Raw genomic sequence first — 17,029 nt, 5'->3', positions numbered from 1 at the left:
CATGGCTTAGTGGTAAAGATTGGCTGGGTCGACCGTGATGCACTCATCGCCGGGCAAGCGCGTGGCCAGAAACTGGGGGAGGGCCATGTCGACCCACTGGGCGCCAACCGAGTTCAGAGGGAGGGCGACGACCACACGAGTGCCGGGGACCAGCGGTGCCCGCTGGTGATTCCAGGCGGCGATGCCCAGGCTCTTGATATCGCCCTGGGGGCTCACCAGTTGCAACGTATCGGCGCTGGCATAGGCCTCCCCGTCGAGTCGGTCGAGCAGTGTATCGGTGGTCATGCCCGGCTCCCACGCCAGCCTGGCAACGCCCAGGGGCGTCCACGCTTCGATCCAGTCGGGCGTTTGGCACCAGCCTAGGGTGTCGACGTCCTCGAGTCGCGGCACCTGGCGCAGATGCGCCATCAGCCAGGTCGGATCGACGCGCCCCGGTATCCGCCCCTGGTCCAGTTTGCCGAGCGCCTCGCGCCAGGCGTCGAGGCCGTCACCGACCTGGGGCGCATCCAGTAGCCGTGCCTGCATGGCAAGTCCCGCCAGCTCGGCGTCGAGGCGTCGTTGGCGCTGCCGATCCTCGGCCGTCGCGTCATCTCGAGCCACGAAGGCGCGCGACCAGTTGACCGGGGTTTCCCGCCCTACCGTCAACCAGGCATCGAGCAGCGAAGGGGAAGGCGCTGGTGGACGACGCCCCTCGATGTCGATGGTAAAGGTGGAGGCCGGCTGGGTGTCGTCCTGCGCCTCGGCGGTGCCGACCAGACCGAGACCGCACAGTGCAACGGCGAGAAAACGGCGGGCGGCACGCCATGACCGGCGCCGGTGAAATGGAAAACGGGGGGTCACCATGTGTCGGTCTCGTCCTTGATGGGCTTCACGAAAATCCCTGTCTCGCTTTCGCCGAATCGCGACGGTGTCAGTGTCACCAAGGGCGGGCGACCTGCCAGTCGAATATCGGCCCGCCGGGCCATGGCTGGGTTTCGACCGCCCACAGGCGGCCGTCTTCCGGCGCTCGCCAGAGCGTGCCGTGAGTGACGTTGCCATCCTTCCAGTTCAGCGTTTCATGGCACACCTGCAACTCTCGCGACGTCAGCGGTAGTTCGACACGGGAAGGTGCCGCCTCACAGTCGAGGAGGGCGGTCGCCTGGCCATGATGTAGATTGCCGTCTGCCGTCTGCCACTCCCGCTCGAGACGGTAGGCAGTCGAGGAGGGGCTTCTCCAGGGAGGGGTATCGAGAACGTTTCCTTCCCCGTCACGGAGTTGCGTGTCGATCACGTTCTGCTCGAGGCCGGCACTACTGTGCAGGTAGCCATCCTCCAGGGCGACGGTGGCCGAGTCACGGAACTGCCAGTAGGTCATCTCCCCAGCCTGACTCGCCAGAATCACCAGCCCGCCATGCCCCGCGACGTGGAAGTCGAGCGATGCGTAGGAGGTGGCGGCGGCCTGGTCGGAGACATCATCGCCAGCGAGTCCCGGGACGATGCCATCGAGCGGGCGGCTTCCCCCCAGGGAGCAGCCGGAGAGGAGCAGGCTCGTCATGGCGAGACAAAAGAAGACCGCCCGAGGGCGGCCTTCCAGGCGGTAATGACGTGCCGCTGTCATTACCGGGTCCCGGTCGTACCGGTGGTGCCGGTCGTTCCGGTGGTGCCATCACTGCCACCTGCAGCGGCCAGCGCACCGACCGACGATGCCGCAGTGCTGGTGCCGGCAGCAGATGCTGTCGACGCACTAGCGGCAGAGCCGGCTCCGGCGGCGCTGCCCGTTGCCACTTCCTGGGCGACGGCGAGTGAAGAGACAGCCATTAACGCGACTGCCATTATGGCCAGTTTCTTCATAAGTACCTCCTAACGTGTTGGTTAAACCAACGATGTGGTCCGGAGACCACCTGTATTCTTACCAATATCACGGATTTGATCAATTATAACTTTCAAATTTATGGAATTGTAGTGTGTCAAAAACAAGACACCCGTCGGGTTGCACTGAAGAGCATCAAGTATAGTTAGCGACGCTCGTATATGGTGCAAGCGTCGCGAGATAAAGCAATAAAATTATAATGTGTTTTTGTGAAACATTGGTTGTCGTTATCGTGATTGCCAAGTTTAATTTGTCTAAAAATGGCGACAGTCGACCTGTTTGTAAGGTTGGTGAAGTGCGTAAATTGGTCGAATGGCAGAATGAAAGGTCGGGCTCATCGCGCCTCGCTTGGGCCGAAACCCCGGTTGGGTAAGGCAATTTCGTATGTGTGATTCTGTAAGTCATTGAAAAACATAGGCAGGCCTCTTTGGGATGCGGATTTGTTTCAATGAGTTTCTTGCGTCAGTTGATGTGTGTTTCAAGCACTGAAAAGTAACTGGCTGCTTTTGTTGATATCTCCGGCTGTCGCGAATTCGTCACACCTGTTCGTTATCAGTAAGGGCGGGATCCGTGTTGATTCATGGAATTCTTGGTTCTTGCACACTTCGGAACGCCGTTTTGTAACTAAAGGGTTAGGTATTTTGTTTGTTTTGAAAAGCTGGCACGTTATTGGCATTGGTTGATTTGTGAAAGGGCTGAGTCAAGGATTGCTCGACTTCAAGCTCGCGCATTGATGGCCAGTCGCCGTCGATGACGGGCGATTCATGTTTTTGAGTCAATTGACACGATAAATAAGGGCGTCAGGGAATGCCGTTAAAATCCTGGGGCGGTAGCGTGTTTAAATTTTAAGGTTTAAAGCGGAAGTCATTCGCGAGTCATGTTAGTCAGGACTCTATATGGAAGAGAGAAGGGGTGGTCGACAGGGATGATGAAATTTCGCGAGGGTCGCAGGCGTTCCATTACCCGATGGCGCTTGCCCGTCTTGTCGTTGTCACTGGTCGTCGCGGTTTCCGGCTGCGCCTTTGCGCCAGGGGGACACATCGACTACGACACGGACTCCGCGCCGATCGATGATTTGGTCGATGTGGAGCCGATCACGCTGGGGCTGGTTCGGACACAGCAGGCGGTCACGTCGCTGCGGGGTGGCAGCGGTGACGAGGCTGACCTGCAGCGAGCGGCGGCCGCTTCCCACCGTGACCCGGCGCTGGAGGGCCGCTACGAGTATCACATCGGCATTGGCGATGTGCTGTCGATCATCGTCTACGACCATCCGGAGTTGACCATACCAGCCGGCAGTGAGCGGCCCACGGAGGATACGGGCAATACCGTCTATAGCGACGGCACGATCTTCTATCCTTACGTCGGGCGAATCCAGGTGGCCGGTCGCACCGTGGAGGATGTCCGCTCGCAACTGCAGCGTCGCCTGGCAACCTACGTCACCGAGCCGCAGGTCGACGTCAAGGTCGTGGGCTTCAACTCGCAGAAGGTTTACGTCACGGGACAGGTCGAGAACCCCGGGGTGATGCCCATCACCAACGTTCCCATGACGGTGCTCGACGCGGTCAATCTCGGTGGTGGCCTCAACGGCGACGCGAATTGGCACGACGTGGTGCTGTCGAGGGGCAGCAGCGAGACGCATATCGACGTCTATTCGATGCTCCAGAATGGCGACATGCGCCAGAACCAGCTGCTCCGGGACGGCGATGTCCTCCATGTGCCCGATATCGGAAGCCAGAAAGTCTTCGTCATGGGCGAAGTGATGGACCCGGTGACCCTCCCGATGGGGAATTCCCGCCTCTCGCTGACCGACGCCCTTTCCGAGGCTGGCGGCATGGACGAAACCCAGGCCAACGCGAAGGGGATCTTCGTGATTCGCCAGTCCACGCTGGACAGCGGCAAACTGGCCACTGTCTATCAGCTCGACGCACGCAATGCCACGGCACTGGTGCTCGGGGCGCAGTTCATGCTGCAACCCACCGATATCGTCTATGTCACCGCCGCACCGCTGAGTCGCTGGAATCGGGTCATCAATCAACTGACGCCGACGATCAGTTCGGTCTATCAGGTGACACGAGCCACGCGTGACTTCGACGAACTTCGCGACGGCAACTGACATGTTCGATCGGATACTGGTGTTGTGCACGGGCAATATCTGCCGCAGCCCGGTGGCGGAGGCGCTGTTCAGGCAGCGGTTCCCGGGCAGGCAGATCGGTTCCGCGGGACTCGGGGCGCTGGTCGGCGAAGGCGCCGAGCCCACGGCCCGGGAGCTGGCGGAGCGTGAGGGACTGGATCTGTCCGGACATGTCGCCCGACAGGTGGATGTCGGCATGCTGCAGTCCGCCGACCTGGTCCTGGTGATGTCCGATGGTCAGCGTCGTGCCGTGTCGGAGCTTCATCCCGCCGCCAGTGGCAAGACGATGCTGCTCACTCGCTGGATCGGGGAGAGCGAGGTACCCGACCCCTATCGCAAGAGTCGGAGCGCTTTCGAACACGTTCATCGTCTGCTGACACAAGCCGTAGATGCCTGGGTAGGCAAGTTGCCGGATCGCTGAAAGGATGCAAAACCCCACATGACCACAAGCAATACATCGACGACATCGGCAGCGGGTAACCACGAAGAGATAGACATTCGTCGGCTGCTGGGGATTCTGCTGGACCACAAGAAGTGGGTGATGGCGAGCGTTCTGGGCTTCGCGCTGATCGGAATCCTGTACGCCAGCCTGGCGACGCCCATCTACCGGGCGGACGCCCTGGTGCAGATCGAGAGCGACTCGCCAGGCAACAATCCGCTCCAGGAGGTCACGAGCCTGCTGGGCGAAAAGCCGCCGACGCTCTCCGAGATCGAGATCATCCGATCTCGAATGGTGCTGGGCCAGGCCGTCGACCTGCTCAATCTCGACATCAACGTGGCGCCAGTCACCATGCCGATCATCGGGGCCTTCCTCGAACGTCAAGGTATCGGGCGTCCCGGCTTCGCCGACGGGTGGGGCTATGCGTTCAGCGGGGAGAGCATCGCCGTCAGCGAAATGCCGATGTCGGAAGCCTATCTCGGCAAGACGTTCACCCTCCAGGTCCAGGACAGTTACACCTACCGTTTGCGGGATGCGGACGGGGAGTCGCTGGGTACGGGCAAGGTCGGGCAGCTGAGTAGCTTCTCGGGCGGTGACGTCGCCTTGCGGGTGACGTCGATCCAGGCACCAGCCGGCGCCGAATTCACCGTGCAGCACGTGCCGCGACTGGCTGCCATCAACGGTTTGCGGGGGCGCTTCGAGGTCGGGGAGGCCGGCAGCGAGACGGGTATTCTCAGCTGGCGCCTGACCGGCCCCGATCCGGACGCCGCCAAGAAGACGCTCAACACCATTGCCGACATCTATTACTCCCAGAACGTCCAGCGCCAATCGGAAGAGGCGCGCAAGAGCCTCGAGTTTCTGAATACCCAGGTGCCGCAGATCCGTAGTCAGCTGAACCAGTCGGAGGAGAAGCTCAACGAGTATCGGGAGTCCAGGGACAGCGTCGACCTCTCGCTGGAGACGAAATCGGTCCTGGAGCGGATCGTCAACCTGGAGTCCCAGCTGAACGAGCTGGAGATGAGCGAGGCGGAGATCTCCCAGCGGTTCACCAAGAGCCACCCGACCTACCAGGCGCTGCTGGAGAAGAAGGCGCAGCTCCAGCGCGAGCGGGACAATCTCGACAAGCAGGTCAAGGGGCTGCCGGAGACGCAGCAGGAGATACTGCGGCTTCAGCGGGATGTCGAGGTCACCAACGAGATCTACGTCCAACTGCTCAACAAGGTGCAGGAGACCAAGATAGCCGAGGCCAGCACGGTGGGTAACGTGCGGATTCTGGACGGCGCTGAGGTTCTTCCGGCCCCGGTGGCACCGAACAAGCCGCTGCTGGTCGCCGTCGCCATCATCGTCGGGTTGGTCGTCGGGGTCGCCGCCGTCTTCCTGCGGGCGCTGTTCAACCGCGGTATCGAAACCCAGGAGCAGATCGAGGATCTGGGACTGCCGGTCTACGCCACCATTCCGTTGTCGGACGAGCAGGGCAAGCTGAACCGACGCGTGAAGCGCTCCAGCAAGGAGCAAGGCCGCAGCTTCCCCAGCGGCCTGCTGGCCGCCCGCAATCCCGCCGATGTCTCGGTGGAGGCGCTGCGCGGCCTGCGGACCAGTCTTCACTTTGCCATGCTCGAGGCCGGCGACAATCGCCTGATGATCACCGGGCCCAGCCCCGGCGTGGGCAAGAGCTTCGTCAGCGTCAATCTGGCAGCGGTGTGTGCCCAGGCGGGGCAGCGCGTGCTGGTCGTCGACGCGGATATGCGCAAAGGGCAGATCCATAGCGCCTTCGGGGCCGCCTCCGAGAACGGACTGAGCGATGTGCTCTCCGGCAAGCAGGGTCTCGAGCAGGTGATCCGTACGGTCGACAACGTGGACAATCTGCATTACGTCGCTCGTGGCATGGCGCCACCGAATCCCTCCGAGCTACTGATGACGTCGCGCTTCAGCGAATTCCTGGCCCAGGTCAGCGAGCGCTTCGACCTGGTCATCGTCGACTCTCCGCCGATTCTCGCGGTGACCGATGCGGCTATCATCGGCAAGCAGGTGGGCACGACGCTGATACTTGCCCGTTTCCAGACCAACCCGGTCAAGGAGATGGAGTTGGCGATCAGCCGGCTGAAGACGGCGGGCGTCGAGCCCCGAGGCGCCATCTTCAATGCCGTGGAGCGCAAGGCCGCTACCGAGTACGGCTACGGCTACTACCACTACAGCTACAAATGATGGACACCCGACCCTTCGCATTCGAACGGCTTGATCCGATGCCGGGACTATCGTCATGAGCCTTTCTCTGCTGGGCGACAGGCACGCCCGGATCGTTTCGCGGTTGCGTGGCGACCTGTTCGTCAACCTCTGCCGCACCTTTGCCGCCCGGGGGATCGCCGCACTGGGCACGATCCTGCTGGGTGTCGTCCTGGGGCGCCTCTACGGCGCCCAGGGCGTGGGTGTCTTCGCGTTGGCCCAGAGCGTCATCTTCGGTGCGGGCATCATTGCCTGTTACGGCCTCAACGGCTCGCTGATGCGCTACATCAGCCAGGACAACGCCAGTCCCAACATCATGCGCTACCTGCGCTGGGCGATGGTGCGGGCGGGCTGGCTGAGCCTGCTCCTGGGGGGCGGAATCGGCCTGCTGCACCGCCAGATCGCCGAAGCTTTCGGTTCGCCGGAGCTGTCGTCGCTGCTGATCAGCATCGCGGTGGCGACGCCGGCCTTCACGCTGTCGTTCGTGCTGGCGGGGTTCCTGAAAGGCGTGCACATGCCGGCCAGGGCTAGCCTGCAGGAGAACGGCTCGATATCGCTGCTGGCCGCCATCTGCATTCTGGCCATGGTCCTCGTCACCGGTTCCCGCTCGCTGCCACAGGCCGGCTGGGCATTCTGTCTGTCGGCCTGGCTGGTGTGTCTGCAGGGGGCGTTGCAGATGGAGCTCTGGCTGCGTCGGCATCCTGCCGTCCGGCGGGGCGAAGGGATGGGCGTCGAGGCGCCGCCTCGCCGCAGCGAGTTCTTCGCCACCGCGCAGAGTTTCATCGTGCTGAACCTGTCGATGTTTCTCCAGCAGGTGGTGGCGATGCTGATTGCCGGGGCGCTGCTGAGCCACGCCGACCTGGGGTTGTTCAAATCCGCCGAGCGGGTCGGCATGGTCATCAGCTTCATCCTGCTGGTCATCAATGCGGTCTTCCCGCCGCGTTTCGCGCAGCTGTTTCATCGCGGAGAGCACGAAGCGCTGGGGCGCTTGGCCCGTCAGAGCTCGATGGTGGCGGCCGGCATGGCGACGCCGCTGGCGATCGTCTGCTTTCTCTTCCCGGAGTGGGTGCTGGGCTGGTTCGGGGCGGAGTTCCGCGAGGCGGCGAGCCTGCTGCGCATCGTGGTCATCGGCCATCTCGTCAATGTGTCGTTCGGCTCGGTGGGGTTTCTGCTGACGATGACGGGGCGGGAGAAGGTGATGCGCAATATCTCCCTGGTCTGCAGCGCCCTGGGGCTGCTGGCCTTCGTGGTGTTGATCCCGCTGTGGGGAGCGGTCGGTGCCGCGATCTCCCTCGCCATGGTGCTGGGGATGCAGAACCTGGTCGCGGCATGCTTCGTCTGGCGCCGCATGGGCATTCTCATGCTGCCGATCCGGCGCTGAAACGCCGCTGATGCCCGGGAGCGGAGACGATTCGGCTCCGCACCACACCTTGATCGAAACCGCAGGCCACGGATTGCCGTCGGCGGTTAATGGATAGCGAGAGACATGCTGGTAATCAACGCCAAACGGCTGTTCGTGGCGATGGCGATCATCTTTGCCATTGCGCTACCGAAATCGGGGGTCGCCGTGGGCGGCATTCCCCTCAATACCATCTATCTGCTGATCTGCTTCTCGTTCCCGATCCTGTTCATCAAGGCGATCCTGGGAACGGGGCAACTCGGTCGACAGGATCGCTACTCGATCTACATCTGGTTGCTGATGCCGTTCTGGGCGTTGTTCCTGACGGTGACGCTGCTCAATGGCATTGCCAGCGTCGGGATCTACTTCGGCTACATCATGGCGCTGATCGTGGTGCCGATCTTCTTCTACGTGTGGTCGAAACGGCTGTCGGCGGAGAACGTTCGCTATCTCCTGGTCTGCCTGCGCAACTGTATTCGGTTCGCGGTCGCCTTCGGCCTCTTTCTTTTCGTTCTCAAGATCGGAACCGGGCAATATTTCTCCATTCCCGCGCTGACGACGACCTTCGGTGCCGAGCGAACCCTCGAGGCCCGGATGAACGACCGGGGCGGAATCTACAAGCTGTTCTCGACCTACAACAACGGCAACATCTATGCGGTCTGCATGATCATGCTGCTGCCGGTCTTCGCCGTCATCGAGAAGAACCGGCTGTGGCTCCTGGCACTGATGCTGACGATCATGTTGACGCTCTCGCGCACCGCCTGGGCGCTGTTGCTCATCTATTGCGCCTTCGAGTACCTGATCTTCAACAAGGCCATCTCGGTCAAGAAGCTGATCGTGATCTGCCTGGCGGTGTGTCTGGTGGTACCGGGCATCATCGGGCTGCTGGGCATGATGGGCAAGGACGTCACGTTCCTTTTCGACAGCAATCTGGGTGGCCGGGCGGCTTATCTGGAGTACTTCTTCGATGCCGGTCTGATCTCCAGCACACCGATCTACTGGTCCTACGAAATTCCCTACGTCTCCATCGCGGAGTTCGTCGGCCTGATCGGACTGATCCCCTTTCTGATGTTCTTCGCCAACATCGTGATGGCGCGGAGCCTTTTCGACACGACCCGGCCGATCAGTCGCGCCGCTTCGATCGGATGCGTGATGTATGGGGTCGCCACCTTCTCCGATGCCGCGCTGGTCCTGGTCCCGACCTTCATCATCTATTGCCTGCTGGTAATGCTCTCTTTCAGCGAGTGAATTCATGAAAATCATGCATGTCTGCGAGACGGTGACCGGCGGCATCGCCACGTATCTGAACAACGTGGTGGCCGAGCAGGCGCGGCGTCCGGAAGTCGAGGCCGTGTCGGTACTGCTGCCGCTCACCCAGCTCGAGGAGATCAACCTGGGCGACATCGCGGAGTTGAAGGACAAGATCCACATCATCGGGTTTGACGGGGCCGGCCGGATCCAGCGACTGAAACACCTGGCCATGCGTCTGCGCGGCGCGGTGTCCCAGGCGCGCCCCGATGTGGTGCATGTCCACAGCACCTTCGCCGGTTTTCTCTGCCGCACGCTGCCGGTCTCTTTTCAAGGCGCCAAGTTGATCTATCAGCCCCATGGGGTCGCGTTCGACCCGCATCGCATCTCCGGCCTCAAGCGGCATGGCATCCAGTGGGTGGAAAGAGCGCTGTATCGGCGCACCGACGGCATCGTCGCCATCTCGGAGTATGAGCGCACGCTGCTGGAACAGGCCGGGATGGGGGAGAAGACGCTGCTGATCAAGAACTGCGTGCGTGATACCCGGGAAGCGATCGGCGAAGGGCGCAAGGAGGATTTCTATCTGTTCATCGGGCGCTTCGATCGTCAGAAAGGGTTCGACAAGCTCCACGCGTTCTGGGGCGAAGATCGCCCGCTGCTGAAGATCGTCGGCGGCAATGTCGTCGATTCCGATGCCACGTTCACCGCCTGGGACAACATGGAGTTTCTCGGCTGGCAGGACAATACCGCGCTGGACGGACTGATCGCGCGGGCCAAGGCGCTGATCGTTCCCAGCCGCTGGGAGGGATTCGGCCTGGTGGTGTTGGAAGCCTACCGAAACGCCACGCCGGTGATCTGCTCGAATCGCGGTGCGCTGCCTGAACTGGTGAGCCATGGCGATACCGGCTTCGTCTTCGATTTCGACGACTTCCCGGCCTCCTTGTCCACGGCGATGGCCGCTTTCGAACGCTGCGACCGGCAGGCGATGGGGCGACGCTGTCGTGAGCGCTACGAGCGGGATTTCTCGCCGGTCAGCATGAATACCGAACTCTTGAAACTCTACCAGCATAACGGGCAGTGCTATGTATAGTCAGGTTCTGATCAATATCTCCAACCCCGAGGACTACCGCTTCTTCAAGCGCGTCTTCGCCGCGCCCGGCGCCAGCGGTTGCCGTGTCGAGTTCGTGGCCAACAACCTGATCATGTACGTCTACCTGACGCTCAAGCGCGAGACGGTGTTCATGCCGCGCCGGGGTCGGGGACGTACCTGCCGGGAGAACAACTTCAGTATCCTGACCGGCCGCTTGACCCATGCTCAGGCCGACAGGGTCTACTCCGGTTTCGCGGACTTCATCGAGCGCGAGCAACCCAGGCGCCAATGGGATCTCTACATCCTGCCGAGCGGCCGGCTCGCCTCCCAGTCGGCGCTGGCCGACCACGCCCGGGCCAATGGCATCGACGTGCTCTACACCGGCTACGGCAATATCGGCAACAAGACCTTCGCGGATCCCAAGGGCACCGACATGCAGTCCTATCTGTACGAGCATGTCGAGGTACTGGACGATTACCAGGTCGATCTCGAGGCCTTTCGTCGGTGGAAGCGCGAATACACCGCCGCGCGCATGAAGCGGCACGTGATCGGGCAGGCGCGCAAGCTCGACTTCAAGACGGTGTTCCAGAAGTTCGTCCAGGTCGTGGGATGCCGTCTCGAGGCGATCCTGGGTTATGCCGGCGAGAACGCCTACGGCTTCGACGAGCTGAGGAAGCTCCGCAAGGCGGATGAAGTCGTGCTTGACGAGATGGATTGGGCAACGCCCTACCTGTTCTTTCCGATGCAGGTGAGCACCGACGCCCAGATCATTCTGAACTACCGCAAGAACAGCGTGATCGACGGCCTCAAGGACGCGATCGCGATGGCCAGGGAGAAGGGGTTGCGACTGGTGATCAAGCCCCATCCCGCGGAGATCAACCAGGCCATTCCGTCGATTCTGGCCGGGCTGCGCGCGGAGCACGACTTCCTCATCGTCAACGAGAATACCTTCCAGCTGCTGGATCGGGCCGCCGAGGTGGTGACCATCAACTCCACGGTGGGTCTCGAGGCCAAGCTGCTGGACAAGAAGGTGACGTTTCTGGGCAATACCTTCTACGCGCATTTCAGCGAGCGTCGCCTGGCGGCCTACATCGATCACTATCTGGTGAACGAGGACTACTTTCAGGATACTCCCTTCAGCGAGGCGAACTTCGTTAAGCTTATGGACCGCGCAAGATTGCATTCAATGGATAGAAGTGAGGTGGCTTGATGAAATCCGTATCGGTCGGCGGGCTGGCAGTGGCCAACGACGCGCCTTTCACGCTGTTTGGCGGCATCAACGTGCTGGAAGATCTCGACAGCACCTTGAGGGCCTGCGAGGCCTATGTCGAAGTGACCGGCAAACTGGGCATCCCCTACGTGTTCAAGGCCTCGTTCGACAAGGCCAACCGCTCCTCGATCCACTCCTTCCGCGGTGTCGGCCTCGACGAGGGGATGAAAATCTTCGAAGCGGTCAAACGCGAGTTCAATGTGCCGGTGATCACCGACGTGCACGAGGTAGCGCAGGCGCAGCCCGTCGCCGAGGTCGCCGACGTGATCCAGTTGCCGGCGTTTCTGGCCCGCCAGACGGACCTGGTCGTGGCGATGGCGAGGACCGGCAAGCCGATCAATATCAAGAAGCCGCAGTTCCTGAGTCCGGGGCAGGTCAAGAATATCGTCGACAAGTGCGCCGAAGCGGGCAACGAGCAGGTCATCCTGTGCGAACGCGGCAGCTGCTTCGGCTACGACAATCTGGTCGTCGACATGCTGGGTTTTCGCGAGATGATGGACGTCAGCGGCAGCGCGCCGGTGATCTTCGACGTGACCCACAGCCTGCAGCGCCGTGATCCGACCAGCGAGGCCTCGGGCGGGCGTCGTCGCCAGGCTCTCGAGCTCGCCCGCGCCGGAATGGCCGTGGGGCTGGGCGGTCTCTTTCTCGAGTCGCATCCCGACCCCGACAACGCGCGCTGCGATGGACCCAGCGCGCTGCCGCTCGACAAGCTGGAACCGTTCCTGGCCCAGATCAAGGCGGTGGACGATCTGGTCAAGAGCCTGCCCCCGGTCGAGATCGATTGATGGAAAGTCGAGATCGATCGATGCCCCGTCCGGATCGTCGTGACCAGATCGAACTCGTGCTGTTCGATGTCGACGGCGTGCTGACCGATGGCACGCTGTTGATCGGGCCGGAGGGGGAAGCGCTCAAGCCGTTCAATGTGCGTGACGGTGTCGCGATCGGGCTGCTGCGGCAGCACGGCATCAAGAGCGGCGTGCTGTCGGCCAAATCGAGCCAGCCGCTGATGACACGGGCCACCCAGTTGGGCATGGACGTGATCAAGATCGGCTTCAGTCGCAAGCTCGAAGCCATCCAGCAGATCGCCGAGGAGCAGGGCATCGCTGCCGACCGCATCGCGTTCGCGGGGGACGATGTCATCGATATCCCGGTGATGCGGGAAGTCGCCGCGGCCTATGCCCCGGCCGATGCCCATCCTCTGGTTCTCGATGCAGCCGACTACGTGACGAAAGCCGAGGGCGGGCGCGGTGTCGCACGCGAGATCGCCGAAGACCTGCTCTCGGCGCGCGGCCTCGACCTGGCCGGGATGTACGCGCACCTGCTGGGAGATGACGAGGCGCTGCGCCGCATCGTTCAGTAGATCCGGCGGGAGGCCGCCTGCCTGCGCCTCCCGCACGTTATCCAGGTGCCGGATTCCCCATCCGGCGCCCTGAGTGAGCCACCACCCTGCCGGTCGGTGGCGTTGCCGAGAGCCGGGCGCTCGATCTCTGAACCCTCAGGGTTACCGAGGCTCGGCCTCACCCCATTCGATCCTATCGATACCTTCGTATCACTGATGGCGCGCGTCCGCGCGCTCTCGAAACACGGGCCTCGATGCCGTTGGTACGGCGTCGTCGGTCCGCCGACGGCAGTCAGCCATTTCGGCCTGGCAGCAACCAGCGTCAGGGAGGAGCACAGCATGAATCTGGAATATCTGGAAACGGCCCGACAGGTCTTCGTCAAGGAAGCCGAATCGCTTCTGGAGGTCTCCCGCAAGCTCGACAACGACCTGAGCGCCGCCATCGACGCCATCCTGCAGACCCCGGGGCGGGTGATCGTCTGCGGCATGGGCAAGTCCGGGATCGTCGGTCGCAAGATAGCGGCCACCCTGGCGAGCACCGGCAGCCCGAGCTTCTTCATGCATCCGGGCGAGGCCTATCACGGCGACCTGGGCATGGTGACGCCCCACGACGTCTTCCTGGCGATCTCCAATTCGGGGGAAACGGAGGAGGTCGTCAAGCTGATTCCGTATCTCAAGGACAACGGCAACTATCTGGTCGGCATGACCGGCAACCGAAGCTCGACCCTGGCGCGGGCTTCCCACAGTCATCTCGATATCGGCGTCATCGAGGAGGCCTGTCCGCTGCAGCTGGCGCCGACGTCGTCGACCACCGCCACGCTGGCGATGGGAGACGCGCTGGCGGTGACGCTGATGAAGGCGCGGGACTTCCAGCCCGAGAACTTTGCCCGATTCCACCCGGGAGGCTCGCTCGGACGCCGCCTGTTGAGCCGGGTCGAGCACGAGATGCGCAGCGAGAACCTGCCGGTGGTCAAGGCGGAGGCGGAGGTGCTCGATGTGATCCAGGCGATGTCGCGGGGACAGCTGGGGATGGCGGTCGTCCAGCACAACGGCAGTTGGGGCGTCATCACCGATGGTGACATTCGCCGTGCCATCGAGAAGTACGGCGAATACGTCTTCTCCAGGAAGGCCTACGATTTCATGACGCCGCAGGCGTCGCGAATCGCCCCGACTGCTCGTGTCGAGGATGCATTGGCGATGATGGATTCCAGGAAAATCAATGCATTGCTGGTTTTCGACAACGATCAGCTGGTGGGTGTTTTCCAGAAGTAGCGGGTGCGTTCGGGCGGCTGTCCGTCGAGACCGAACGTGATCTCCCCGGGCGCTTTTGCGCCTGGATCTCGATGACGGGGTTTGAAACGACCCCGGGAATGAGATCCGACAGCAGTTTTCAACAATAGCTATGTCAAGGGTTACCAGGATGGTATCGGGAGAACGAATATGAAAAGTCTGAATCCTGTCAGGCGGTTGGCACCGTTGATCGACGTCATGGCAATCCTGCTGGCGGGCATTCTCGCCAACGGGATTCGGTTCCAGACACCGCGACTGGAGAGCGTGAATGCGCTGGTGCTGATCGTGATGGCGTTGGCCGTCGTGCTGATCAACCTGTCCGGCGGCGGCTACAGCAAGTGGCGCTCCACCCGGTTGCGCAGCCGGATCTATCGGCTGCTGTGGGTGTGGGCCGCGGTATTCGCGGCCGTGAGCATCCTGATGTTCCTGCTCAAGCTGTCGGACGAGGTCTCCCGGCAGTGGCTGGTGTTCACCTTCATGCTGTCGTTCTGCCTGGTCGCCGCCTCCCGGGCACTGCTGATGATGCTGACGATGTACCACAACGGCAGCATCCGCAATCGACGCAAGGTGTTCCTGGTCGGTCCGGAAGAGAATCTGCTCGATGTGGCGCGTTCATTGCGTCGACACCAGGAGCAGGGGTATGCGATCGCCGGTGTCTGCCGCGGGCGCGTGCTGCGGGCGGAGAAGGCACCGCGCAACCTGGCACGCCGGGTGGAGAAGTCGGGTGCCAAGGAGGTGTGGATCTGCCTGTCGGTATCCGAGGGCGAGCACGTCAAGGCGATCATGTACAACCTCCGCCACCTGCCGCTGGAAATTCGCTTCATTCCCCATTTTGCCGACATCCCGCTGCTCAACCATCGGGTCAGTCATATCGCCGGCACCCACGCCATCGATCTGAGCGTCAGCCCGATAGCCGGCAGTGCACTGTGGGTCAAGCGGCTCGAGGATATCGTCATCGGCGGCTTGATCCTGTTGCTGATCGCGCCGGTCTGCGCGGCTTGCGCCATCGCGGTCAAGTTTTCATCCCCCGGCCCGGTGCTGTTCAAGCAGCTGCGCACCGGCGCCAATGGCCACGACGTCCAGGTCTACAAGTTTCGCTCGATGAAAATGCATCAGGAGGAGAACGGCCAGGTCGCTCAGGCCACGCGGCGGGATCCCCGAATCACGCGGGTCGGCGCGTTCCTGCGCCGTACCTCGCTGGATGAATTGCCGCAGTTCATCAACGTGATTCAGGGGCGCATGTCGATCGTCGGCCCGCGTCCCCATGCGCTGGCGCACAACGAGTACTACAAGGACCTGGTCGAATCCTACATGCAGCGGCACATGGTGAAGCCGGGAATCACCGGCTGGGCCCAGGTGCGCGGTTTCCGCGGTGAGACCGATACGCTGGACAAGATGCAGCACCGCGTCGAACACGACCTCTGGTACATCAACAACTGGTCCTTGCTGCTGGATCTCAAGATCATCTTCCTGACGGTCTTCAAGGGTTTCACCGGCAACAACGCCTACTGATTCCTCCGTGCGTCCGGTCGCCGCCGGCGGCCGCCGACCTCTCACATCGAACGCGATTCCGGCTGCGACGTCACCCGCTGTGACATCGGAGGCGCGGACGCGGAGCGATTCAACCCAATGTCCAAGGAAAGCTCTCGTGGAACAGACGACGGCAGCACGCTATCGATGGATCGATCTCGTCAGAGGGACGGCGGTCGTCCTGGTGATCGTGCTTCACTCCCAGTACGGGATTTCGATTCGCTATGACGGACTCTGGTCCTGGCTCCCGCTGATGTCGGAATATCTGGCGCCGTTCAGGATGCCGGTGCTGATGTTCCTGTCGGGACTGATGGTGGCGCGGTCGTTGCAGAAGGGACCGCGCCGCTTCTTCACCGGAAAGCTCAAGAACATCGCTCATCCCTATGTGGTGTGGACACTCGTCGCCTTCGTGCTCTACTCGCTGCGCTGGGTGCTGATGAACGAGCCGATGCCGGATGAGCTGTTTCCGCTGCTGATCCTGCCTTACAACTATCTCTGGTTCCTGTACTGCCTGTTCATCTACTACGTCCTCGCTTTCTTCCTGTTCAAGTTGAGTGCCAAGGGCGCGGTCGCGGTGACGCTGGTCGGCTACCTGCTCTATTTCTACCTGGCCCAGCATCTGGCCCCCGACTGGCTGCTGGTGCCGGACGACGACGGCCGGATGGTGCCGACGCTACCGACCAAGATCGTCTTCTACGCGGTCTTCTTCATGCTCGGCGGCTGGCTGGGCGAGAACCTGAGCGGATTCGCCGACGGGCTCGCGCGCCTGAATCCATTCGTGGTCTGGCTGCTGGTCGCGGTCTGCCTGGCCGGGTATCTGATGCCGCTGCACCCATTCTCACCGGTCTACCTGCTGATCTCCCTGGCGTCACTGGTGCCGCTGGCACGTCTCGCCATGCTCGGGTGGGTGCAACGCTGCACGACACTGCTGCAGTGGTGCGGCCGTCAGTCGATCGTGCTTTTCGTGGCCCACATGCCGATCATCCTGGTGGTGGTCACGGTTCTGTCGAAAGCGATGCCCGATTCGAATGCCAACCTGGTGTTCGGCCTTCTTTTCGGCGTCACCTTCCTTTGCTGCTGCGTTCTGGCGCGGATGTCTCAACGCTGGGCGGCAGTCAGATTCCTGTTCGCCTACAACCTGAAGGGGCGCCAGGTCCGGGTCGGAAGCCGGGCCTGATGCCGATGCCCCCTGGACAGGGAGTTGACGCAGGAGAGACCGCC

At 62.1% G+C, this 17,029-nt stretch carries 15 protein-coding genes; 12 read left to right on the top strand and 3 right to left on the bottom strand.

Translation table 11 applies throughout. The features are described from left to right. Positions 1 to 6: 6 nt before the first annotated feature. From Q0602_RS22675 to Q0602_RS22665, 3 genes are all read right to left on the bottom strand, one after another. On the bottom strand, positions 7 to 843 hold the full coding sequence (locus Q0602_RS22675) for a capsule biosynthesis GfcC family protein (protein ID WP_298848260.1): 837 nt from the start codon (positions 841 to 843) through the stop codon (positions 7 to 9). A gap of 73 nt (positions 844 to 916) precedes the next feature. Further along, on the bottom strand, positions 917 to 1,597 hold the full coding sequence (locus Q0602_RS22670; protein ID WP_298848258.1) for a hypothetical protein: 681 nt from the start codon (positions 1,595 to 1,597) through the stop codon (positions 917 to 919). After that, a complete protein-coding gene (locus Q0602_RS22665; protein ID WP_298848256.1) occupies positions 1,597 to 1,812 on the bottom strand; it encodes a hypothetical protein in 216 nt (71 codons plus the stop codon). Before Q0602_RS22665 ends, Q0602_RS22670 begins: the two co-directional genes overlap by 1 nt. 1,019 nt (positions 1,813 to 2,831) lie before the next feature. Here Q0602_RS22665 and Q0602_RS22660 point away from each other — a divergent pair. From Q0602_RS22660 to Q0602_RS22605, 12 genes are all read left to right on the top strand, one after another. After that, positions 2,832 to 3,962 (top strand): polysaccharide export protein, encoded by a 1,131-nt coding sequence (locus tag Q0602_RS22660; protein ID WP_298848254.1) that lies wholly within the window; start codon positions 2,832 to 2,834, stop codon positions 3,960 to 3,962. Continuing rightward, positions 3,931 to 4,401, top strand: a complete 471-nt coding sequence (locus Q0602_RS22655; protein ID WP_367277006.1) for a low molecular weight protein-tyrosine-phosphatase — start codon at positions 3,931 to 3,933, stop codon at positions 4,399 to 4,401. Before Q0602_RS22660 ends, Q0602_RS22655 begins: the two co-directional genes overlap by 32 nt. Positions 4,402 to 4,419: 18 nt before the next feature. Continuing rightward, on the top strand, positions 4,420 to 6,624 hold the full coding sequence (locus Q0602_RS22650; protein ID WP_298848250.1) for a polysaccharide biosynthesis tyrosine autokinase: 2,205 nt from the start codon (positions 4,420 to 4,422) through the stop codon (positions 6,622 to 6,624). 55 nt (positions 6,625 to 6,679) lie between these two features. After that, positions 6,680 to 8,023 (top strand): oligosaccharide flippase family protein, encoded by a 1,344-nt coding sequence (locus Q0602_RS22645; protein ID WP_298848248.1) that lies wholly within the window; start codon positions 6,680 to 6,682, stop codon positions 8,021 to 8,023. A gap of 105 nt (positions 8,024 to 8,128) precedes the next feature. Next, positions 8,129 to 9,289, top strand: coding sequence for a hypothetical protein (locus tag Q0602_RS22640; protein WP_298848246.1), 1,161 nt, complete (start codon positions 8,129 to 8,131; stop codon positions 9,287 to 9,289). Between the two features lie 4 nt (positions 9,290 to 9,293). Further along, positions 9,294 to 10,379 (top strand): glycosyltransferase family 4 protein, encoded by a 1,086-nt coding sequence (locus Q0602_RS22635; RefSeq protein ID WP_298848244.1) that lies wholly within the window; start codon positions 9,294 to 9,296, stop codon positions 10,377 to 10,379. After that, positions 10,372 to 11,589, top strand: a complete 1,218-nt coding sequence (locus Q0602_RS22630; protein ID WP_298848242.1) for a hypothetical protein — start codon at positions 10,372 to 10,374, stop codon at positions 11,587 to 11,589. The genes Q0602_RS22635 and Q0602_RS22630 overlap by 8 nt, the downstream gene beginning before the upstream one ends. Beyond that, positions 11,589 to 12,434, top strand: coding sequence for a 3-deoxy-8-phosphooctulonate synthase (gene kdsA / locus Q0602_RS22625; RefSeq protein ID WP_295038807.1), 846 nt, complete (start codon positions 11,589 to 11,591; stop codon positions 12,432 to 12,434). The genes Q0602_RS22630 and kdsA overlap by 1 nt, the downstream gene beginning before the upstream one ends. Before the next feature lie 20 nt (positions 12,435 to 12,454). Beyond that, on the top strand, positions 12,455 to 13,009 hold the full coding sequence (locus tag Q0602_RS22620) for an HAD family hydrolase (protein WP_298848239.1): 555 nt from the start codon (positions 12,455 to 12,457) through the stop codon (positions 13,007 to 13,009). 318 nt (positions 13,010 to 13,327) lie between these two features. Further along, positions 13,328 to 14,260 (top strand): SIS domain-containing protein, encoded by a 933-nt coding sequence (locus Q0602_RS22615; protein WP_298848237.1) that lies wholly within the window; start codon positions 13,328 to 13,330, stop codon positions 14,258 to 14,260. Between the two features lie 168 nt (positions 14,261 to 14,428). Continuing rightward, on the top strand, positions 14,429 to 15,790 hold the full coding sequence (locus tag Q0602_RS22610) for an undecaprenyl-phosphate glucose phosphotransferase (protein WP_295038803.1): 1,362 nt from the start codon (positions 14,429 to 14,431) through the stop codon (positions 15,788 to 15,790). Between the two features lie 136 nt (positions 15,791 to 15,926). Continuing rightward, positions 15,927 to 16,985 (top strand): acyltransferase, encoded by a 1,059-nt coding sequence (locus tag Q0602_RS22605; protein WP_295038800.1) that lies wholly within the window; start codon positions 15,927 to 15,929, stop codon positions 16,983 to 16,985. The last annotated feature ends 44 nt before the right edge of the window (positions 16,986 to 17,029 follow it).

This window comes from uncultured Salinicola sp. (genome assembly GCF_937921195.1).
In the GTDB taxonomy this organism is placed as follows: Bacteria; Pseudomonadota; Gammaproteobacteria; order Pseudomonadales; family Halomonadaceae; genus Salinicola.
The sequence above is the reverse complement of the archived record's forward strand: the minus strand, read 5'-3'. Positions and strand labels throughout refer to the sequence as shown.